At 37.5% G+C, this 20,517-nt stretch carries 23 protein-coding genes; 7 read left to right on the forward strand and 16 right to left on the reverse strand.

Going from position 1 to position 20,517, the window contains the following annotated elements; translation table 11 throughout:
• Positions 1-171: 171 nt before the first annotated feature.
• The 16 genes from MKY30_RS01625 to MKY30_RS01700 form a co-directional block, all read right to left on the reverse strand.
• The gene (locus MKY30_RS01625; protein ID WP_186813600.1) at positions 172-1,257 is read right to left on the reverse strand and encodes a DUF871 domain-containing protein; all 1,086 of its coding nucleotides are present in this window, start codon (positions 1,255-1,257) and stop codon (positions 172-174) included.
• Positions 1,258-1,263: 6 nt separating this feature from the next.
• The gene (locus MKY30_RS01630) at positions 1,264-1,542 is read right to left on the reverse strand and encodes a hypothetical protein (protein WP_147210098.1); all 279 of its coding nucleotides are present in this window, start codon (positions 1,540-1,542) and stop codon (positions 1,264-1,266) included.
• Positions 1,543-1,558: 16 nt separating this feature from the next.
• On the reverse strand, positions 1,559-2,854 hold the full coding sequence (locus tag MKY30_RS01635) for a PTS sugar transporter subunit IIC (RefSeq protein WP_341082613.1): 1,296 nt from the start codon (positions 2,852-2,854) through the stop codon (positions 1,559-1,561).
• Positions 2,855-2,912: 58 nt separating this feature from the next.
• Positions 2,913-3,236 (reverse strand): PTS lactose/cellobiose transporter subunit IIA, encoded by a 324-nt coding sequence (locus MKY30_RS01640; RefSeq protein WP_147210096.1) that lies wholly within the window; start codon positions 3,234-3,236, stop codon positions 2,913-2,915.
• Complete coding sequence (locus MKY30_RS01645; RefSeq protein WP_341082614.1) at positions 3,233-3,550, reverse strand: PTS sugar transporter subunit IIB; 318 nt, start codon at positions 3,548-3,550, stop codon at positions 3,233-3,235. Before MKY30_RS01645 ends, MKY30_RS01640 begins: the two co-directional genes overlap by 4 nt.
• A 642-nt stretch (positions 3,551-4,192) precedes the next feature.
• On the reverse strand, positions 4,193-4,336 hold the full coding sequence (locus MKY30_RS01650) for a lmo0937 family membrane protein (protein ID WP_147210094.1): 144 nt from the start codon (positions 4,334-4,336) through the stop codon (positions 4,193-4,195).
• A gap of 175 nt (positions 4,337-4,511) precedes the next feature.
• Complete coding sequence (locus tag MKY30_RS01655; protein ID WP_147210093.1) at positions 4,512-5,906, reverse strand: serine hydrolase domain-containing protein; 1,395 nt, start codon at positions 5,904-5,906, stop codon at positions 4,512-4,514.
• A gap of 112 nt (positions 5,907-6,018) precedes the next feature.
• Positions 6,019-7,191, reverse strand: coding sequence for an IS200/IS605 family element RNA-guided endonuclease TnpB (gene tnpB / locus MKY30_RS01660; protein ID WP_147210092.1), 1,173 nt, complete (start codon positions 7,189-7,191; stop codon positions 6,019-6,021).
• 335 nt (positions 7,192-7,526) lie between these two features.
• Positions 7,527-8,255: an SIS domain-containing protein gene (locus tag MKY30_RS01665; RefSeq protein ID WP_147210091.1), complete on the reverse strand. Its 729-nt coding sequence runs from the start codon at positions 8,253-8,255 to the stop codon at positions 7,527-7,529.
• Complete coding sequence (locus MKY30_RS01670; RefSeq protein WP_147210090.1) at positions 8,255-8,998, reverse strand: creatininase family protein; 744 nt, start codon at positions 8,996-8,998, stop codon at positions 8,255-8,257. Before MKY30_RS01670 ends, MKY30_RS01665 begins: the two co-directional genes overlap by 1 nt.
• Positions 8,999-9,053: 55 nt before the next feature.
• Complete coding sequence (locus MKY30_RS01675; RefSeq protein ID WP_341082617.1) at positions 9,054-10,046, reverse strand: phosphotriesterase family protein; 993 nt, start codon at positions 10,044-10,046, stop codon at positions 9,054-9,056.
• A gap of 210 nt (positions 10,047-10,256) precedes the next feature.
• Positions 10,257-11,552, reverse strand: a complete 1,296-nt coding sequence (locus tag MKY30_RS01680) for a PTS ascorbate transporter subunit IIC (RefSeq protein ID WP_147210088.1) — start codon at positions 11,550-11,552, stop codon at positions 10,257-10,259.
• A 21-nt stretch (positions 11,553-11,573) separates the two neighbouring features.
• Positions 11,574-11,846, reverse strand: coding sequence for a PTS sugar transporter subunit IIB (locus MKY30_RS01685; protein ID WP_147210149.1), 273 nt, complete (start codon positions 11,844-11,846; stop codon positions 11,574-11,576).
• A gap of 3 nt (positions 11,847-11,849) precedes the next feature.
• Positions 11,850-12,290, reverse strand: coding sequence for a PTS sugar transporter subunit IIA (locus MKY30_RS01690; protein WP_147210087.1), 441 nt, complete (start codon positions 12,288-12,290; stop codon positions 11,850-11,852).
• 20 nt (positions 12,291-12,310) lie between these two features.
• Complete coding sequence (locus MKY30_RS01695) at positions 12,311-14,437, reverse strand: BglG family transcription antiterminator (RefSeq protein ID WP_147210086.1); 2,127 nt, start codon at positions 14,435-14,437, stop codon at positions 12,311-12,313.
• 305 nt (positions 14,438-14,742) lie between these two features.
• On the reverse strand, positions 14,743-14,946 hold the full coding sequence (locus MKY30_RS01700) for a CsbD family protein (RefSeq protein WP_371863290.1): 204 nt from the start codon (positions 14,944-14,946) through the stop codon (positions 14,743-14,745).
• Positions 14,947-15,460: 514 nt separating this feature from the next.
• Between MKY30_RS01700 and MKY30_RS01705 the strand changes: the two genes are divergently transcribed.
• From MKY30_RS01705 to MKY30_RS01735, 7 genes are read left to right on the forward strand one after another with little or no spacing between them, the layout of a single operon-like run.
• A complete protein-coding gene (locus MKY30_RS01705) occupies positions 15,461-16,192 on the forward strand; it encodes a GntR family transcriptional regulator (protein ID WP_147210084.1) in 732 nt (243 codons plus the stop codon).
• A gap of 11 nt (positions 16,193-16,203) precedes the next feature.
• The gene (locus MKY30_RS01710) at positions 16,204-16,638 is read left to right on the forward strand and encodes a PTS sugar transporter subunit IIA (RefSeq protein ID WP_147210083.1); all 435 of its coding nucleotides are present in this window, start codon (positions 16,204-16,206) and stop codon (positions 16,636-16,638) included.
• 11 nt (positions 16,639-16,649) lie between these two features.
• A complete protein-coding gene (locus tag MKY30_RS01715) occupies positions 16,650-16,934 on the forward strand; it encodes a PTS sugar transporter subunit IIB (RefSeq protein WP_147210082.1) in 285 nt (94 codons plus the stop codon).
• A 3-nt stretch (positions 16,935-16,937) separates the two neighbouring features.
• Positions 16,938-18,206 carry a PTS ascorbate transporter subunit IIC gene (locus tag MKY30_RS01720; protein WP_147210081.1) on the forward strand — a complete coding sequence of 423 codons (1,269 nt, stop codon included), beginning with the start codon at positions 16,938-16,940 and terminating at the stop codon, positions 18,204-18,206.
• Positions 18,207-18,225: 19 nt separating this feature from the next.
• On the forward strand, positions 18,226-19,143 hold the full coding sequence (locus tag MKY30_RS01725; protein WP_147210080.1) for a phosphotriesterase family protein: 918 nt from the start codon (positions 18,226-18,228) through the stop codon (positions 19,141-19,143).
• A gap of 12 nt (positions 19,144-19,155) precedes the next feature.
• Complete coding sequence (locus MKY30_RS01730; protein WP_147210079.1) at positions 19,156-19,761, forward strand: bifunctional 4-hydroxy-2-oxoglutarate aldolase/2-dehydro-3-deoxy-phosphogluconate aldolase; 606 nt, start codon at positions 19,156-19,158, stop codon at positions 19,759-19,761.
• A gap of 2 nt (positions 19,762-19,763) precedes the next feature.
• On the forward strand, positions 19,764-20,495 hold the full coding sequence (locus tag MKY30_RS01735; protein WP_147210078.1) for a creatininase family protein: 732 nt from the start codon (positions 19,764-19,766) through the stop codon (positions 20,493-20,495).
• Positions 20,496-20,517 lie beyond the last annotated feature (22 nt).

A 20,517-nucleotide genomic window follows, 5' to 3' on the forward strand; every position in this document is an offset into this window, starting at 1 on the left:
TGTTATTTAATATATCATATTTGAATTAGTGAACAGAAGAACGTGGAGCTTTTCTCTATGAAAATCATTTATGGATTTTGACTGAATAGAAAGTTTTAAATGACTGTCTTCTCTTCAGAATACAAATGGACCTCTGCCTATTTTCCCGACAGAGGTTCATTATGCGTTTCTCTATATTTCTCTTAAAGTAAAGCTGCCCCAAGGGCGAATATAATCTAGTAAAAATAGCTCTTCCTTACGTACATGCCCTACTTTATTTTTACGTTCATCTGCAGGCATGTCTTTTAAAACCACTTGAAGCTCTGCTTTATATTTTCCAAAAGAATCATTTCCTATGAATATATCTCCACGTTTTTGCGCTGGAGTCGCTGCAGATTTTACTGATCGAGAAGCATATTTTTTTCGAACATCTACAGATCGAACCATATACTCACTGATATCGCCCCGGCGTATATGCGTTTCTTCAAACATAATCGTTTTCTCCATAAGGGACACATTTTTTTCAAGCTCTACGGAGAGCTCAAGTCTTGCTGGATTGAGTTTTCCGAGCTGCTCTAATTCCTCATCGCTGGCATACGCATTGCCAATAATGACATCATCAATGAGCCCAGTAGCAAACAGATGCTTTGCCTGTATATCAATTGGAAGATTCCGATGCTCTTCCAATGTACACAGACCATCATTAATATTCCACGGCCCCAATTCTGCATGCTCTGATGTTACAAAAGCTGCTGTACGTAAATTGTATTTTTTAAAACGTTCGGAGCAGCTGATAAAAAACTCATATGGAAGCCCCGTATATTTTTGCGGGTAGAAGTTATGACAGCCGACTAGGTTCGCAGTATTTGGCTGATGTGTCATAATATTTTCCAAATACGCAACATCATTACTCATATTTAATTCAATTTTCAAGCCGTAATCATTGTAAGTCATCTGTGCTTCTTTTAACCCATCAAAACCTAAATCAAGCCGAATTCCATCTGCGCCAAGCTCTGCGAAAAAGTCTGGTTCATCATAGCTGATACCTAGCTGATTAAATACTGCTGGTGCAACATCTAAGATAACCTCCATTTGTAACCCCTTGGCACATGAAATAATATCCATAAAGTCTGCCTTGATTTCTTCTTTTGGTTTTTGCACAGAAAGCAGACAGGTAAATACACGGCTAAATCCATAAGAGGCCGCTTTCTTCAAATAATCTTTATCCTGCTCTGGAGTCGATTTTTCAGGATAAATGGAGACACCTAAACGACGCATAATATATTACCCCTCTCTTTGTTTTAATAATTGCTGCTGGCGTTTATGTATACGTGTCAGCATTTCTCGATAAAGTGTAGAGATATAGACTGAGCATATAATTGTTGGTACAATAATAATGCTCATAAAACGGCTGTTTGTCAGAACAAAAAACACAATGGCGGCAAGAATTATCAGAATAGAAAGCCCCATTGCTTTCCATACAGATTTTGATTCTAATGGCTTTTTATTAAAATAAATAAGAGACCCGACAAAAGCTGCTGCTGCAAAAATAATTTCTAACAAAGATAGCACTCCCTTTTTATGATGTTTGTGATTCTTCTTCTGTTTGAAGCTGCTGCTTTTCAAACATCTTAAAGAATGGATAATAAATAAGCAGCGCAACGGTGAAATTAATAATAACTAATATGCCGGCCATTATTGACCAATCTGTACTGATAATAGCAGCAATTGGTGATGGAACGGTAAATGGGAGCTTTGCCATTATCATTGGAATCAGGTTAAACGTAAAGAACAGGTAAGCAATTACGGTATTTACAAGTGGAGCAATGATAAATGGAATTGCAAGCAACGGGTTCATTACAATCGGTGCTCCAAAAATAATGGGTTCATTAATATTGAAAAGCCCCGGTATAAATGAAAGCCTGCCCAGCTCCTTTAAATATTTTGCTTTGGAAAACATAAACAGTACAACTAATGCCAGTGTTGACCCAGCTCCTCCAATCCAGACAAACCATTGAATAAACTGCTCTGTAAACAATGTAGGAAGATTAGCTGCATCTCCTGTCGCTGCATATGTATCCATATTTTCTAAAATTGCTGCATCCCACATCGGACGAATAACCGGTCCTAAAATAGCTGGCCCATGAATACCTAGTGTCCAGAAGAACACAATCAGGAATACCGTTAACATTCCACCTATCAGACTATTACCAACAAGCAGGTCTTTCAACGGTGTAACTGCCCAGGTAATAACATAGTTGATATCAAAATTCAGTATGTGACGGACAAACCAGAAAAGGACGATAATAACTAACGCAGGAATAAGCGCTGAAAATGAATTTGCAACCATCGGCGGTACAGTATCTGGAAGCTTAATCTTAATATTACGCTGTATAAAAAAGCGAAATATCTCTACCGTTAAAAGTGATGTAACAATCCCGCCAAATAGCGATTGTGCACTCAAGGAACTGATATCTAACCGGCGTCCTGCTTCAATAACACCATCCACACTCTCTGTTACATTTACCGGAACAACTGATGTAAGCAGAAAAGCTAATACTGCAAGCAAGCCTGAACTAAGCTGATCAATTTTATAATGTCCTGCCAGCGCGTAGGCTACCCCAAAACTTGCATACAGCCCCATTGCTCCTACAGTGAAACGAAATGGGATGTCCAGTACTTCACGATAAGGCGCGATAAAATCTGCATAGCCCTCGATGGGAAAATTCAGCAGTATAACAAAGAAAGAGCCGATAATAGTCAGGGGCAGTGTGGAGAGCACCCCGTTACGAATTGCAAGTAAATGTCTCTGTGAAGCAATCTTATGTGTTGTGGGCAGTACCTTTTCTTCCAGAAAACCCATAAATTTATTCATAAATATTTAACTCCTTTAACATAATAACGTTATAATGTTTATAATTAAAAAAATATTCTTATCTGGAGATTTGCTTTTCTTTATGCACATCAATAATCTCTTTGGCAAGCTCAACCGTAGTCATCGCATTCATCAGGTGATCCTGCGCATGAATAAAAATAATTGGAATTTCAAATGTTTCTCCTTCTGCTTCTTTTTGAATCAATTCTGTCTGGATATGATGTGCTTTTACAAACTCTTCATCTGCTTCTTTCAGCTTTGCTTCACACTCATCTGGATTCATCTGTTTAATAGATTGAATGGCTTCTATTGCACTGCTGCGAGCATTACCGCTGTGCATAATCAACATAAAAGACTGTTCATAAAGCTCTTCTTTTGTCATGATTCAATGCCCTCATCGATTAATTTTTGAGCATGATCTAACACTGCACTCCCTTTAACCATACCATAATCTCTTTGGTCAATTGTAGCAACCGGAATATTATATTCCTCACCTATTTTTTTCATATCCTGAAGCATATAACGAATCTGTGATCCAAGTAAAATGACGTCAGCCTCTCCAACATAATTACGAACTTCCGAAGCCGAAACAGCGTTAATAGTGGCTTCCTTTCCCTGCTCTTCCGCAGCCTTCTTCATTTTTGTAACAAGCAGACTGGTGGACATCCCTGCTGAACAACATAACAAAATATTCATAAAAAATACCTCCTATTTTTTGAAAACGCATTCTTTTCTCTCAGTGAACAATATATCATACAAACAAATCATAGTAAATAACGTTATAATGTTTATAACGATTTTAAATCTATGGAACTAATATATTATTACCTTTGGGAATATATATTTATTTATAACCTGTCAGTGTTGTTTTATAAGGAATCTAGAATAAAGAAAGGGGTAAGTTTTCTTACAAAAGAATATTCTATAAAACGCTGCTTTATCAATACTGATATGGAGTAAACTGTTATTGTTCCAAATCACTTCAAATACTCTTTCTTTTAGTAAATTTATTTTATTCATCCTGTCTCTCTTTCTTAAATCATATGTAATATCCAGAAACAGTTAATTTAAATTTATAGATAAATGTATTCCTATAAATTTGGCGTTTAGAAGTTTCGATATCTTTACAAGAAGCGGTCACAAAAGACTGGATATCAAATGAGATTCCAGCAGACCCTGTAAGTCTTTTTAAATCAAAATAAGCTTTAAATGAAAGATATACTTGTTCATTATCATATTAATTTACTTTCTTATATACAGGAGCCCATCATATTAAAATCAATATGATGGGCTCCTGCAATTTTATCTTTTCATTTTTAAAAATTTTATCAAGCTTATCTAAGGCTTCCGGCCAGTCAAAAGCTTAACAATCAGTATGACTAAAGCCACAACCAATAATATATGCACAAGATTTCCGGCTACATCTCCAATAAAACCCAGCAGCCATAAAACTAAAATAATAACTATAATCGTCCAAAGCATCTTCTGACCTCCTCACTTCTTCTTTCAATTACCATTCCCCGTTCTTATTTTTTGTAAACAAAAATTTTACAGTCAGAATATTACTTATATAACATAATCATACTCCACTCACAAAACCATGAATTTTCAAATCTGCTGAATGAAAATCCATGGTTTTTTCACCTATTTCTATTCTTTATCCCACTTTCTCCAGTACTCTCTTCCCAATAAGAACAGAAGTAACATTATCTCCGTTCCTTGAAAAATAAATCCTCTCTCCTGTTTCAGCTATAAAATCACTTTCAGATATCGGGTAAAAGCAAGTAGCAAGCTCATTTCGATTTAAGTAAAGCAAATTATTTTGTATAGATACCAAAGCCTTATTTCCTTCTCCTGATTTATATAATCCAGAAAAGATACTTAAATCCAAAGATTTATTAGAGAGCATCTGACTTTTGTTGAAGAGATCCGCAGCCGGTATTTCTAAAATAGTATTTAATACAGAAACTAATATTTTTTCTGCCGGGACATCAGCCATATTAATCAAAATGGAAGCTGATATTCCTTTTTCTCCGATAACTTGAAAATTAGAAGATACCCCCTTTACACTGCCTCCATGTCCAAACCGGGTGTGTTCTCCAATAGAATTTATTTCAATTCCATAGCCATAATCCCCGCCATTAGGCAAACTAAAAGCAGATGAAGTCATTTTTTTGATCATATTCTCTGATATAATCTTTTTGCCGTAGAAATCGCCATTTAAACGCAGCAGCTCTACAAATTTCATTAAATCTTCGGCAGATGTTTTCCATGATCCATTTGTATAAATATCACCTACGTCCCACCAGGCTGGCGAGTGAAAAACACCTGATTGTTTTTCTTTATAGGCATATAATTCCGTTACATTTTCTTTATTTGCAATGGACTCAGTAAGGAAAAAGGAATCTTGCACATCGAGCGGGAAAAATAATTTTTCTTCCACATATTTGATAAAAGGTATGCCGCTTGCCAATTCAATTATTTTTTGCAGCATCCCGAAGCCTTCATTGGAATAATTAAATACTTTTCCAGGAGGACCAAGCAATTCGAAATCCATATTGCTTATTTGTTCAATCAATTCATCCACAGTTTGTATGATAGCCTGCTCATCCGGCTGCCATTTTCCAAATAAAAATTCACCATCCGGATCATTCATAATACTTCTGATACGGGCATTATGAATGGAAGGTAATCCCGGCAAGCCGCTGGTATGAGACATAAGATGTTTGATTTCCAGCTGTTTCGCATAATCTTCCCTTGGCCATTTCAAATTGGGCAGCCATTCTATCACTTTATCTGTGCTATTTAATTTACCCTCTTCCTCCAGCTTCATCACCATAAGACATGTTAAAGATTTAGTAATAGAAGCCAGCCCAAATATAGTATTCTTTGTAACAGGAAGCTCTTCTTCCATATTTCTATATCCATAATAATTATCATAAATACTATTACCATCTTGATATACAGTAAGTGCCATACCGGGGATTTTTAATTCTTTACAGGTTTTATTTAACTCTTCATTCAATTTTTCTTTGATAGATTTAGATATCATGATTTAATTCTCCTTATGTATTGTTTGATTTGAACTATCCCCACTTATCAACCTTCATGGTTGCTTGAAGTGGGGGATTCCTAAGAACACCAACCAATCGGTCAGTTATGGATTAAGCTATCTCCACAGTCCCTGCGGTTAATCGCAATGCTTCCTTACGAAGATTGATACTTGCGTTTTTGTCTCTTTGATGATGACATTGACAGATGTCACATGTCCATGCACGCAAAGCGAGATTTTTAACGTCTTGGTTTTGGTGTCCACAATTGGAACAAAGCTGGCTTGATGGATAGTTTTTAGCAACTGTAACCACTTGTTTTCCATACCAGGCTGCTTTATATTTCAACATGGTTCGGAATGCTGACCAAGATACGTCGCTAATGGATTTCGAAAGATTTCGATTTTTTAACATGTTTTTCACAGACAAATCTTCCAAACCTATAATATCGTGGTTTTTAACTATCTCGGTGGAGATCTTATCTAACATGTCTTTTCTTTTATTAGAAATTTTTTCGTAAAGCCGGGCTACTTTTCTTTTTTGTTTCTGCCAATTTGCTGAGCCTACCTGTCTTCTGGACAGAATCACCTGCGCTTTTACCAGTTTCTCTTCTAATGTCCGGAAGAATCTTGGGTTTTCATACACCGTTCCATCAGAAAGGGTTGCAAAATCGGTTACTCCAACATCAATGCCTACGGAAGAACCTGTCTTTCCATGGTGCCTGACTTCCGTTTCGGCTACAATCGAAACAAAGTACTTGCCGGAAGGGTTGCGCCGAATCGTTGCATTCATAATACGTCCTTCCACTTCCCGTCTTTTTGCAAAACGAACAAGTCCGAGCTTAGGCAGTTTAATATGTTTACCCAGTACCTCGATATTTCCATTCACATATTTAGTAGTATACGATTGAACAGGATTCTTCTTTGATTTAAAACGAGGTGCCTTGTTCTGTTTCTTGTAATAACGTGTATAAGAATCGTTGACGTTTTCAACGGCTTTTTGAAGGGCAATGCTATCGACTTCTTTGAGGAAGGGGTAATGCTTCTTTAATTCCGGAATCGCTTTGATAGACGTATTTTTCTGAAAAAAGCCGCCCTTCCAATTATTTTGAAGGAGCTGCCCGTTTTGCACCATTTCGTTCACCATATACCAGTAACTGTCTTTCTCTTTTTGTTTTCCTGTAAAATAGTTATAGACAAAGTGAGCACAGCCTATTGTCTGGTGGTTAAGCATTATTTGGCTTGTGTTCGGGTAGATACGAAAACGAAATGCTTTTTTTACTTTCATGGCTTCTCACCTCCTCCTATCCATTATATCAAATGGAAACACACAAAGGAACGTTCGTTCTGTTTATTGTCCCAAAATAATGCTTGCAAAAAATCATTATTATCCTTAGGCTATTCATTTCCCCTTACCGCCTGAGTGATAACCATTCATATGCTTGAAGAGGGAGTTTTCTCGCCTGTTTCTGATAAAATAAGCCGTTAGTGTTGTATTTATTTTATCTAATAATAAGGAATAATACTAATTTTCGATTTCCAAAGCTTTTTAGATATTAAAAAATCCTCTATATTGAATAGCCGGAATTTCTAGCTGAATCCAATATAAAGGAAATAGGATTTTTAAAGGTTTACCCGTTCTCTATATTTGTCAATCAGGGTTTGGTTATGCTCGTCTGCCCCTTCCAGGTTTCCACTTAAGAAAATAGGAGGTTCATAATTGTTTTCTGCCATCGTCTTGATAGACGCTGCAAAAACAGCATTTAATATAGCTGCACCAATTACAGTAGAGCTTGGTGAGAATTTTATTTTTACTTTTTCATGTGACAGAAGTGCATCTCCGATTGGTGCATGATTATCAATAACTAAGTCCACTGCATCAAAAAGATACTCTCCACTGTCATGACGTGAAGGCTGGCTGGACGCATATTCGATGGAAGTAACACCGATAACATAAGCACCTTTATCTTTAGCCATTTTTGCTGCATCAACTGGTACAGGGTTTCTTCCAGAAGTGGAAAGAATAATGACAATGTCCTCTGGACGGATATCCTGTTCCTCCATAAAAATCTTGGCGTAATTATTTTTTCTTTCTAAATCTGATGAACGGACAGCACCTTCATGAAGCATCAACGGCTCATGAAAAATAGGATGGATAGGAACCAGTCCGCCGGCACGATAATAGACTTCCTCCGTTAAAATATGTGAATGCCCGCAGCCAAATAAATGAATAATTCCGCCATTTTGAATAGCTTCTGCAACTTTTTCAGCTGCGTCTGCCATTGCTTTCTTTTCTTCTTTTTCTACCGTTTCCAGTAGATTTGTAATTTGATTAAAATACTGATGAATCATTAGAATTCTCCTCTCTGCTTCATCTCTCCTGTGCTTTCCATAATGCTGATTATATTTTCTAAAGCAATATCGATTATATATTTTCCTTTTTCCTCCGTTGCGAGACTGGCATCTCCTAATACCGCTGTCTCTGTGAAATCCTCCCACGGTGTAGGTGTAGCATCAGCATGCATTGGTATATCCGGTGTATCCTCTGGAGCTTTATCCATATTTACGAATTCCGGAGCCAAATAAAGCATGTAAGATGTTTCTATCTCATCGGCATGGAAATAGGTGTTATGAGAAGCATTTTTATCACGAATTTCAGCTGCAGCCTTATTCATACCTGGATAAAAGAAATAGAACACACGTAAATCCGGACAAGATTCATATAATTCACGGGCTGCCTCTTTTAAAGCAGTCTGATTTCCCAAGTGCCCATTCACCATTGCAAATGTTTTAAAGCCTTGTTTATACAGACTTTCTCCGATATCAACCAGAAATGCGATAAGGGAGTGATTACTTATATTAATACTCCCCGGAAAATTACGCAGACTCCACACCTGACCATAAGGTAATGTGGGCAGCACCAGCCCGTTAACACGTTCCGCTATTTTTCGTGACAAACGTTCAGCAAGTATATTATCTGTGCCCAGCGGCAAGTGTGGGCCATGTGCCTCCACTGCTCCAATCGGTAAAATAGCAATTTTAGATTGATTGATTTTTCCCTTTACCTCAAAAGAATTTTCATATTGGAATTCCATTTTTTCACCTCCTGCTTTTTTATAGGTCTCTTAAAACCAGCATTGTTTATATGCTCTATTTTTTAAATGTAAAACAACGTGCCGGATTTTCAATAAAGAACTTATCGATTAATTTTTCACCGTCAAATCCATTTTTATATGCCTCATCAATAAAGCGCGGCACCCATTTCCCAATAATATATTCCAATCCTAATCCATAGTCATAGTGCTTGTAATAGGATTTTCTTGCTGTATCCCCACTGACAAGAATCTGATCTTCATATCCTTTTTTGACCAGTTCTAAAATACATTGAATACGTGTACTTTCCGGAGCATATTTAATTTTTGAAATGCCGTCAAAGGAAAGATATGCACCTGTTTGTGCTATTTGCTCATGATAGTAAGGGTCCGGATTACGATCCATATGTCCGAAGCTCATATATTCCAGGTTTACGTTTTCCTTTTGCAGCAGCTCTATTTGTTCAAGCCCCATCGTCCCGGCTTCTGTATGGGAATGCATTGGTGCTTTTGTTTCATGATGTGCAATAGCAACTGCGCGCAATGTTTTTTCTTCCAAAGGGGTAATTCGATTATAACCGGTTCCAAATTTCACCTGTCCGCCTCTTATTCCAGTACCTTCTAATCCTTCTTCTATTTCACGAATGACAAAATCAGCCAGCTCATTAACCGATTTTGCATCAATCCATTGATAATACGTCGCATAATCCCCTGTCACTTTTTTAACATGCTCTGGTATCGACGCATCCCAGAGAAAGCTTTTATTAAATCCAGCGGTACCAATAATCGTAATCCCTGTCTCTTCCGCAATTTCTTTCACTGCTTGAATATCACGTCCATAATCTACAGCAGTCGCATCCACAATTGCCTGCCCGCCAAGCTTTTGAAAATCCAGGACATCAAGCTTTGACTTCTCTTTATCATCCAGAAGCAAATCATCCTTTTTCTGCTCGATCCAGTACGGCGGCCGGCAGACGATATGTTCATGTGAATAGGTGAATCCTAATTTCGATGGATCCATATCACCGTGAAATGTTCTGATAAAACTCATTAGACTCACTCCAATTAATCATTTTTTGTTTGAATATTTCCCATTATTTTAGAGGATGTTCAAAAAGTCCAACAAAAATGACACATCGAATTTCTGCGTTGACATGGTTTTTCCGATACTCACGTATTTGAAAGCATACGCTCCGTTCGTAAAAACCATTTCGCCTTGAACTTCTTGGTCCTATTTATCGGACTTTTTAAACACGCACTTTTAGAAGAATAGCTGTGCTAAAAGTCGAATGATCGGTCCCAATATAAACATATCTGAATCCGCTGCCCACATGGCCGTATCTGGAACAGTACCCGGTAAAAGCATTTTTACCATAATAAATTGTCCCCATGCAACGACTGTAGCTGTAATAAATCCACCCATAATGGCACCTCTGACACCACCTGTTGCATTTCCGAATACTCCAGCAGTTGCGGAGTGAAAGAACAACACAATCATTGTCGGTACGAATACATAACTAACTGTGTTCCCTAAAACAACTAACCAGACTAAAGCTCCGACAAACGCTCCAAGGAATCCTAAAATAACGGCATTCGGTGCAAAGGGAAAGACAACCGGACTGTCCAATGCAGGCTTTGCACCCGGCACAATTTTTGTTGCGATCCCTTTAAAAGCAGGAACCATTTCTCCGATAAACATACGCACCCCTAAAAGAACAACCGCAATTCCTGCTGCAAATGTAAAGGATTGAATAATTGCATATACAATAAAGTTCTGTTCTCCAGCAGCTGCTACCAGTTCTTGTGCTCCCGGCGTATCTTTAAACGAAATAATAATTGCTCCGACCAAAAATAACAGTCCCATTGTCAACGCTGTGATAACATTTGAATCTCTTAAAAACTCTAACCCTTTTGGCAGTTTAATTTTTTCAGAATCATTTTCTTTGTTGCCAAGATACTTACCTGCTAAAGCGCTTAATAAAGAAACAGAAGCAGACGTGTGACCGAGTGCAATATTATCGTTGCCCATAATTTTCCGCATGAATGGTTGTGTTAATGCAGGCTGGATGGTCCAGTATAATCCCATAATAATCGCCAGGAAGATGACCAGCTTAATAAAGGAAACATCCCCTGCTGTTTGAATCACAATTCCTGCGAAAATGGTCGTCGTCCAAAACATCATATGGCCAGTCAAATAAATGTATTTCAACTTCGTAAATCTGGCTAAGAGAACATTTATTACAAATCCTAGTGTCATTGCCAAAGTAACTGCACTTCCATACCTTGCGTTAAATACTTCCTGTCCCATAAAGCTCCCGAGCGGTTCTTCTGATAAATTAAATACTTCCTTCCATAATGGTTCAAATACCGTCAACGCACCGGTAATAACGCCAGCTCCAGCGGAGATAATCAAAAATCCGATGATTGCTTTAAACGTACCGCTAATTACCTGACTGGTGCTTTTTTTCTGTAAAAGTAATCCTAAAAGAACGATAAATCCCAACAAAATTGCTGCCTGTCCAAAAATATTTGTTGCAATCCAGAAAATCACATCCATTGTAATCCCCTCCTAATTTGGTTAGTTCACCAGATTTTCATCAATCACTTTATTGATTTCTTCCATATCAAAATAGTTATTTACAATAAGAATTTTCGCCTGGTGATCTGTCAAGCTCTCTGCCAATTCATTACCAGTAATGATATAATCTGCTCCCATATTGGATGCAGAGGAAACGTCCGTATGTTCCACATCAGCATCGATTCCTCTATCTGCCAACGCCTGCTCTACATTCATTTTTAGAATCAAACTTGTTCCCTGTCCCAACCCGCAAACTGCTAATACCTTTAACATCATTCATCTCTCCATTTCTACTATTTTTTTTATTTCTTCATACGTTGTTGCATTAATTAATTTTTCTACATTTACGGAATCATTAAGAAGCATTGTAAGCTTCCGAAGCAGCGTTAAATGCTCATCACTGGATGATGCACCTAAACCAAATACAAGCCGGACCGGATCATTGAAAGAATGCCCAAATTCAACCGGATTCTTTAATTGCACAAGAGAAACAGAAGCTTCCTTTACTCCGTCCTCGGGTCTCGCATGCGGAATAGCGATATGTGGAGCCAAAACAAAATATGCTCCATTTTCTTTATATGCATTTTTCATCGCTTCAATATAGGATTCTTCTATTAATGCATCCTCTGCTAAGAGGTTTCCAGCAGCCTCAATCGCTTCATATGCATTAGAAACTTCCACCCCAACTTTTACAATACTTTCTTCTAAAAATCTCATATTTAAAAATCACCTGCCCTTTACTGCTGATTGGCTTCTGTTGAATAGCACTGTATCCAATCCACGATAGCCTGTTTATCTCTAGTTGTTATGATTTCTTTCCTTATCTCTTTATTAGAAAATAGCTTTGTTAACTGTGATAAAGCTTTTAAATGCTGTTCATTATCTCTGGAAGCCAATATAACGATAATCGTTGCCGGCTTTCCTAATATATCTACTGGTTCTTCCAGATGAAGCATGCTCATTCCTGTTGTAACTACACCGTCATCAGGATTTGCATGAGGAAGTGCAAACTGATCAGATATCACAATATAAGGACCTGATTGGTGCACATTTTCAATCATCTTATATAGATAATTTTCTTTGATATACCCTTGCTTTAGCAATGGTTCAGAAGCAATTTTAATCGCATCCTCCCACCCGTCGGCTTGTTTTTTTAATACAATTCTGTCGGGAGATAACAGTTCTATTAAAGTGGGTTTATCTGTTTTACTTTCGACATGAAAAGGTGAATGAAGATAGCTTCGAATCTCCGCAGAAAGCAATTCATTATGCTCAATCACAGCATACTTTCTTACAATATCCATAAGCGTCTCGACAGAATAAACCTGATTTTCATGTGAATAATTGAACAAACCATTCACTCTTTTTAACAGCTGTTCTTTTTCCTTGTTATCTAAAACCGGATTGACAACAAAAACCGGAACGCCCCGATTAGGAAGCGGGATAGTTGAAACGATAAAATCCGCTTCTAAATTCATTTTTTCATATTCTCTTAAGGACGTGACACCAACCATTTCTACATCAGAGAACAATCCTTCAAGCTGGCTTTCCAGCAGCCTTGATGTTCCCAGACCATTTGTACAAACAATAAGCATCCTTGTTTGGGTCCTTTCCAGCTGAACGCCTTCCTTCCGAAGCCAGCCGCCGAAATGCATGGCAAGAAAAGCTATTTCGTTTTCATTGATTGGCTCGCCAATTACATTTTCGAAATGATGTACAACTTTTTTTGTCAAATGGAAAACTTCAGGATAATTTCGTTTAACTGAATCACGCAAAGTATTTTCAATCTCAATTCCATATTTCATACGATAGAAAGCAGGTTTCACATGAAGAAGTAAATTTTGAATCATCTGTTCAGAATCACGAAACTCAATCGCAGCATATAATTGGAAATCTCGAATCATCTTTTTTACTACTTGAAGTAATGTGTTCATTTCTCCGCTTTTTAACTGCGGGCTAAAATTGTAATTCACTTTGGCACTGAGAAGATATTTTGAAAAATAAAATTGTTCATTTAAAGGAATCTCCATATTTAAAGCTGCTGAAAGATTCTTACATAAGGCACTTATTCCTCTATATTCATCCGTTGTTTCAATGACCTCTTTCTCAACGGCATCAACCTCAACAGTTTCTTTTTTTTCAATTCGCTTTAAGAAGAAATGGAACCAGACAACAATATTCGTTAACACTTCATCCGTAAGTTCAACCATAAATTGCTTTTCATACTCATTTAACAATTGATTTAACAACTGCATCCACGAAAGATTGAATATAGAGTAAGGTTTATACGCCTGATTTCCAGTGTTTATCGGTGTATTAGATAAATTGGTTAGATAGTTATACCATCCTTCTTTTGGTATAACTATAGATAAACAGTGAATCAGCACTCTCCTGATATCGTTTTCATTTCCTTCTAAAGTGTAACCGGCTTTGCGTTGCGGATATAAGTGCAGTTGGTACGTTACTAGTTTGTCTTTTAATTTTCTTATATCCTCTAATGCGGTATTTCTGCTCACTTGAAAAAGCTCTCTAATATCCTCCAGAAAATATGCCTTATCTCCTCCAGTCAGATGAAGATAAATCCATGCCTGTCTTTCTTCAGCAGAGAATTCATAATACATTACTTCAGGTGCAGTAAAATTGGTCAGAATTTCCTTTTTCGCTTCTTTTTCTATATATAGGCCTTGTCCTCTCACTTGTTTCACTGCACCAAGATGATTTTCGCTCAACCAATCATTGACCTTATCGAGATCACTATAAATGGTACGTCGTGATACATTTAACATTGCTGCAAGTTTCTGAATAGTAATGTATCCATTCTGTTTCAATAACTGATTTAAAACCGCCATACTGCGCTGATCCATTATTCGACACCTCCAATCTGCCTTTTAAAATTAGTATGTGCCGTTATCTTTATTATAGTAAGAACTTATTATTACAGTAAGACCAAATGAACCACAGAGAATTTTGTAAAAATGGGCGGAAGTTCTAAGGCATTTTTCAAAAGCAGTAAAATACGCCTTTTATTATTGCCTCTGCAGCATATTCTTCATTGTTCTTTTAGACATAATAAACGCTCCCTTTATAACAGACAGAGAATTTTTTTATGATTCCCTGTCCCCACTATAAAGGGAGCGTATCAAACCCGAAATGATGGCTTATTTTTTATTTAACGTTGTTCATCAGAGTCATTTAGCGCATCCTTGACATCACCTTTTTTATCTTTCGCTGTACCTTTGGCTTTATCGGCTTTACCTTCTGCCTGTTTTTTCTTATTATCTGTTACTTTACCAAATGCCTCTTTGGCTTCTCCTTTTACTTTGTCTCCTGCGCCTTTTATTTTATCTTTAAATCCATCACTCATGTTCATCAACCTCCTAATAGTTTTAAAAAGAAATTTCTTTATACTAATTGTTTACCACGAAATTATTGATGTAAACATAAATCCTAAGCTCCAACCCGAAACTCCCGTCTGAATGAGAAAAATAACTATCTATCATTATTCGCCCAATAAAATACTTGTAAAAGCAAGGCAATATATTCCATTGTCATTAATTGATTCATATCTGCTAAAACTTGTATGATGCGTTTTCTATCTCTTCGAACATAATATTACAATATTACCCCTGCTAATTTTCTTAATTATATTATATAGAATAAACACTTCCAGGCCGTATCTCCTTTCTTCACTAGCTGATGAAATGGAGCTGAGCGCAGCAAGAAGATTTATCTGATCTACCAATAATTATTCAATTGAATAAAATTACTATCTTAAATATTTATTTTATATAAAACGTTTACAAAAGGTCATCCTCATGTTATATTCATTATAATCAATATTAAAAATAAAACAAAAGATTATAATGAATTAAAAAAGGAGAGCAGATATGACAACACCTTTATATAAACAAGTAAAACAAACTATTTTAAAAGAGATTAATCATCATATGAAAGAAGGTGATCTACTGCCAACAGAAGGAGAATTGGAAAAAAAGCATGACGTCAGCAGAATAACAATCCGCAAAGCAATCGATAGCCTGGTGACTGAAGGGTATGTCGAAAAAATTCAAGGAAAAGGAACATTCGTTAAGTCTACAAAGATTGTACAGGATGCTGGCAGTATCACAAGCTGGACAGAGGAAATGCACTTAAAAGGAAAAAAGCCAGATACTGTCAAGCAACACATTTATGAGGTAAACCCTTCTTTAAAAATGAAAAGAAAGCTTCATTTACAGCCGAATGAAAAAATCATATGTGTAGAAAGAATTCGCTTGGCTGATGGGGAACCGCTCGCACTCATGTTTAACTATTTACGTGAAAAATATATCCCAGGTTTTTTAGAAAATGGGTTTACAAGAGAATCATTATACGAAGAGCTTGAAAAAAATTACGATATTGTTTTGGAGGATGCTACCGAACAAATTAAAGCCCGATTAGCAACAGATTTAGAAGCATCCAGACTTGGTATATCACCTGAAGATGCTGTTATGCATATAACCAGGACTACTTTTTTACCTAATGGAGCTCCATTTGAAATGGTTGAGATGGTCAGCCGATCAGATAAGTACGAGTATCATATAAACGTATCTGGAAGAAATAAAAATAAAACAATCAGATAGGAATGGTTTGGATGACATTATTAAAAGAAAAAGCTGTGAAGCTGGATGTGGAGTTGGATAATGCTGTCGAAGCTATCCGTTTAAGTGGTGAATTGCTGGTCGAAACTGGCTGTGCCACTGAAGAATATACACAAGCAATGATAGATGGGTACAAGCGAGTAGGTCCCTATATCGTTATTGCACCAGGCATCGCTATTCCACATTCCCGGCCTGATAATGGAACACTTCAATCCGGGTTTTCACTTATTCGATTAAAACAGCCCATCCCTTTCGGCCACGAGAAAAATGATCCGGTCAAACTGGTCTGTGCAATTTCAGGTGTTGGCGATAATGGGCATATCGAAATGCTTCAAAAAATTGCAATGGTTCTTGGAGATAAAGATAAATTTAATAAGATTATGCATGCGAAAGATTATGATGAATTATCAAAAATAATAACAATTTAGGAGTGAACAATATGTATATTTTAAGTGTATGCGGTATGGGATTTGGGACAAGCTTGATGTTATTAATGGATATTCAATCAATGGCAAAGGATCATGGATATACTGTTGAGGGCGAAGCAACCGATCTCGGCAGTGCAAAAGGAAAAAGTTGTGACTTAATTGTTGCTTCAAGTGAAATTGCAGCCAGCCTGACTGATGAAGAAGTTCCTGTTGTAGCTATAGACAACTTACTTGATAAGGATGAAATAAAAGAAAAAGTACTTCCATTGATTGAGAGGCTATCCAAGGAGGGATAAAACATGTTAGATGTATTTGTTTCCATTTTAAGTAATCCGTCTATCATTATTGCTATCATTGCCGGTCTAGGCTTGGTTGCATTACGAAAATCAGCCTCAGATGTTATTAAGGGAACAATGAAAACATTATTTGGGTTCCTGATACTTCAACAAGGAGCGAACATAATTGTCGGTTCATTGGTTCCCTTCAGCACAATGTTTACAGAAGCTTTTGGATTAACAGGTATTGTTGCTGAAGACAACGCAATTGCTGCTGCAGTTCAAACTGTATTAGGAAAAGAAACCGCATTCATCTTGATCTTTTCTTTCTTAATTAATGTAGCGATTGCCCGCTTCACAAAGTTCAAATATATATTCCTTACTGGTCATATGATGTTTTCTTTTGCAGCAACCATGGCTATTGTATTCAGCCAAATGGGACTGTCTACGACGATGACTATTATCTGGGGGTCTATTGTTCAGGGTATTTCCATGGTATTCTTCCCAGCTATCTCTCAATCTTCCGTCCGGAAAGTTATCGGTAATGATAATGTTGCTTTTGGTTTTTGGGGGAGCTCCTGGATTTCTTTGTCTGGCTGGATTGGCGGAATCTTTGGAAACAAAGAACAATCATCTGAAGACGTCAAGGTACCAAAATCACTCGACTTTTTAAAAGATATGAGTATTTTAATGGGGATTATAATGGTTTTAGTTTACGTGATTACAGCTAGTTTCGTAGATAGTCAGGTTATGAACGAAATTTCTGGAGGCGTCAATCGGTATCAGTATGTTATTTTTGAGGCATTAGGCTTTGTAGTAGGGATTCTTATCCTGTTAATGGGTGTTCGCATGTTTCTCGGAGAAATTGTCCCTGCATTTAAAGGAATCGGTGAAAAAATCGTTCCTGGTGCAAAACCTGCATTGGACGTCCCTATCTTTTATTCCTATGCTCCTGTAGCAGTAACTATAGGATTCCTTACAGCATTAGCCGGCGGTTTAATTGTAACTTTTATGTCCAGCTTTTTACCAGTGGCAGTCCTCCCATCAGTTATAGGGCTGTTCTTCATGGGTGGAGCTGCCGGGGTATTCGGAAATGCCCGTGGCGGCTTACGCGGAGCAGTTATCAGCGGCTTTTTCCTGGGGTTCACTTTTTCCCTATTGGTAGCTTTGGCGTACCCGCTGATAGGATTAAGTGAATATGGTATCGGCGGCCTATGGTTTGCCTCTCCAGATGCTATTATTGTCGTTATTTTAATTAAGCTGGTTGGCTTATTATTTGGAATTGGATTCTAAGAAAAGAGGAGTGAATGTAATGAGTAAAAAAATAAGGACTGTTTTAGGAGATATTAATAAAGAAGATTTGGGATTCACATATAGTCACGAGCATTTATGGACGAATCCTCCTGCTTCTCAAAAAGACCGTGATTTAGAACTCACAGACTATGAAGCAAGCGTAAGTGAACTTTGGAGATTTCAAAAAGCAGGCGGGAATGCACTAGTTGATGCTACAACACTTGATTATGGCAGAGATGCTTCTAAGCTCGTACAAATGTCTAAAGAAACAGGGGTAAATGTCGTTGCCACTTCAGGGTTCAATAAACATATTTACTTTCCAAAATGGGTAGAAGCGTTGACCATCGATGAAATCAAGCAGAAGTTAATAAGAGATGTAACCATTGGGATGGATGGGACCGAAGCAAAAGCTGGCTTCTTAAAGTCTGGTGCCTGGAATCAGCTTATTCATCCGTTAGAAGAAAAGGTGACTAGAGCAGTTGCACATGCACAGCTTGAAACGGGTGCACCTATTTGGCTCCATACTGAAGCAGGAACGATGGGATTAGAATTATTAGATATTTTAGAAGAAGAAGGCGTTGATTTAAACTTAGTAGGCGTCGGACACAGTGATAGAAACGCTGATCCTTACTACCATTTAAAGCTTGCAGAACGAGGAGCTTATGTACAATTTGACGGCACAAGTAAAATTAAATACTATCCGGACAGCACTCGAGTGGAATTAATTAAAAATATGATTGATAATGGTTTCGCTCACAAATTGCTGATTTCTGCTGATATGGGACGGCAATGCTACCTTCATGCATATGGCGGTGGACCTGGATTTGAGTATATTCTAAAAAAATTCATCCCCCGATTATTAGATGAAGGGATCAGCCAGTCTGACATTGATACGATATTTATCGAAAATCCAGCAAACTGGCTCGCACATTTTTAAGGAGTGGTAAAAATGACACAATTAATTGCAATTATACGTGGCGTAGAAGCTGAGAATATACTTGAAATTACTGAAGGGCTGCTTGAAGCAGGGGTCGATACGCTCGAGGTTTCATTAAGCAATGAACAGCAAGGCCTGGAATGTATTCGTACTATTAAAATTGCCTATGGAAACCAATTGAACCTGGGAGCAGGTACAGTAATTTCTGAACAGCAGGCAGATAAAGCATTAGAAGCCGGCGCAACATTTTTAATTACTCCTGGCTGGGATAAAGAGCTGGCGAAGTATATTTTATCAAAAGATGTTCCTATTTTCCCTGGTGTTTTCTCACCAGGGGAGATTATGCAAGCTGCAAGCCTTGGAATCGAAACAGTTAAACTGTTCCCAGTTTCTGATTTGGGGAGCAGCTTTATCAAAAATGTAAAAGGGCCTTTTCCTAATATGAAATTTATGGCAGTAGGCGGAGTTACGCATAACAATATTGCAGAATTAAAAAATGCAGGGTGCTCCTATTTTGCAATTGGAAGTGATCTTGTTCCAAGAGGTGCAACGAAAAAAGACAAAGAAAAAATAAAGAAAAATGCAGAAGGATATATAAAACTTCTTGAGGAGGTGTAGCTATGGGACAAGCGAAAGAAATCTTAAATATGACCCGGGATGAAGTAGCCGCTGCAGTAAAAGAATATCCTGTCGCTATCCTCCCCCTCGGCGCTACAGAACAACACGGACATCATTTACCATTAGGTGTTGACGTTTATTTGGCGGAAGGAATCTCTAGAAAACTTTCGGAGCAGACAGGCGCACTTCTCCTTCCCTCGATGCCTTTTGGTTATTCCTGGGTATGGAGAAACATCCCGGGAACCGTTTCAATTCAACAGCATCATGTAGAAAGCATTATTAAGGATGTTGCTCACAGCGTAGCAAGATATGGCACAAAACTTCTTATACTTGTGAACGGACATGATGCCAACAATTCCAGTATGAAGTATGCTACCAGAGAGCTTATGGATGAACTGGATATGACTGTTATCTATTTGTTCTATCCAAATATGGAGAAAATAAGAAATGAATATTGCGCCTCTCCTACCTGGTATGGCATGATCCACGCATGTGAATTTGAAACCTCTTTAATGCTGGCACTAAAACCGGAGCTTGTAGATATGGAAAAATCTGTATGTGAATTCCCTGAAAAACCAGATTTATACGGGATGTCCACTATTTCACTAGGGGATTTAAGCAAAAGCGGTGTTTTCGGTGATGCAACAATTGCCAGTAAAGAAAAAGGAGAACGAATGCTTGAGGTTTTTGTAAATGATATGAAAGAGCTTATAAATGAGGCTTATCCTGATTAAAAGGGAAATTTTTATATTTATT

Origin of the sequence: Oceanobacillus sp. FSL W8-0428 (assembly GCF_038004405.1) — a bacterium.
GTDB lineage: Bacteria > Bacillota > Bacilli > Bacillales > Amphibacillaceae > Oceanobacillus > Oceanobacillus sojae.

What these genes read in the sequence shown, in the direction of transcription:
- MKY30_RS01710 (WP_147210083.1), top strand. Translation starts at nt 16,204, where the DNA reads ATGACATTATTAAAAGAAAAAGCTGTGAAGCTGGATGTGGAGTTGGAT.
- MKY30_RS01685 (WP_147210149.1), bottom strand. Translation starts at nt 11,846, where the DNA reads ATGTTAAAGGTATTAGCAGTTTGCGGGTTGGGACAGGGAACAAGTTTG.
- MKY30_RS01655 (WP_147210093.1), bottom strand. Translation starts at nt 5,906, where the DNA reads ATGATATCTAAATCTATCAAAGAAAAATTGAATGAAGAGTTAAATAAA.
- tnpB (WP_147210092.1), bottom strand. Translation starts at nt 7,191, where the DNA reads ATGAAAGTAAAAAAAGCATTTCGTTTTCGTATCTACCCGAACACAAGC.
- MKY30_RS01675 (WP_341082617.1), bottom strand. Translation starts at nt 10,046, where the DNA reads ATGAGTTTTATCAGAACATTTCACGGTGATATGGATCCATCGAAATTA.
- MKY30_RS01680 (WP_147210088.1), bottom strand. Translation starts at nt 11,552, where the DNA reads ATGGATGTGATTTTCTGGATTGCAACAAATATTTTTGGACAGGCAGCA.
- MKY30_RS01720 (WP_147210081.1), top strand. Translation starts at nt 16,938, where the DNA reads ATGTTAGATGTATTTGTTTCCATTTTAAGTAATCCGTCTATCATTATT.
- MKY30_RS01665 (WP_147210091.1), bottom strand. Translation starts at nt 8,255, where the DNA reads ATGATTCATCAGTATTTTAATCAAATTACAAATCTACTGGAAACGGTA.
- MKY30_RS01670 (WP_147210090.1), bottom strand. Translation starts at nt 8,998, where the DNA reads ATGGAATTCCAATATGAAAATTCTTTTGAGGTAAAGGGAAAAATCAAT.
- MKY30_RS01625 (WP_186813600.1), bottom strand. Translation starts at nt 1,257, where the DNA reads ATGCGTCGTTTAGGTGTCTCCATTTATCCTGAAAAATCGACTCCAGAG.
- MKY30_RS01725 (WP_147210080.1), top strand. Translation starts at nt 18,226, where the DNA reads ATGAGTAAAAAAATAAGGACTGTTTTAGGAGATATTAATAAAGAAGAT.
- MKY30_RS01645 (WP_341082614.1), bottom strand. Translation starts at nt 3,550, where the DNA reads ATGAATATTTTGTTATGTTGTTCAGCAGGGATGTCCACCAGTCTGCTT.
- MKY30_RS01695 (WP_147210086.1), bottom strand. Translation starts at nt 14,437, where the DNA reads ATGGATCAGCGCAGTATGGCGGTTTTAAATCAGTTATTGAAACAGAAT.
- MKY30_RS01635 (WP_341082613.1), bottom strand. Translation starts at nt 2,854, where the DNA reads ATGAATAAATTTATGGGTTTTCTGGAAGAAAAGGTACTGCCCACAACA.
- MKY30_RS01735 (WP_147210078.1), top strand. Translation starts at nt 19,764, where the DNA reads ATGGGACAAGCGAAAGAAATCTTAAATATGACCCGGGATGAAGTAGCC.
- MKY30_RS01690 (WP_147210087.1), bottom strand. Translation starts at nt 12,290, where the DNA reads ATGAGATTTTTAGAAGAAAGTATTGTAAAAGTTGGGGTGGAAGTTTCT.
- MKY30_RS01705 (WP_147210084.1), top strand. Translation starts at nt 15,461, where the DNA reads ATGACAACACCTTTATATAAACAAGTAAAACAAACTATTTTAAAAGAG.
- MKY30_RS01650 (WP_147210094.1), bottom strand. Translation starts at nt 4,336, where the DNA reads ATGCTTTGGACGATTATAGTTATTATTTTAGTTTTATGGCTGCTGGGT.
- MKY30_RS01730 (WP_147210079.1), top strand. Translation starts at nt 19,156, where the DNA reads ATGACACAATTAATTGCAATTATACGTGGCGTAGAAGCTGAGAATATA.
- MKY30_RS01715 (WP_147210082.1), top strand. Translation starts at nt 16,650, where the DNA reads ATGTATATTTTAAGTGTATGCGGTATGGGATTTGGGACAAGCTTGATG.
- MKY30_RS01640 (WP_147210096.1), bottom strand. Translation starts at nt 3,236, where the DNA reads ATGACAAAAGAAGAGCTTTATGAACAGTCTTTTATGTTGATTATGCAC.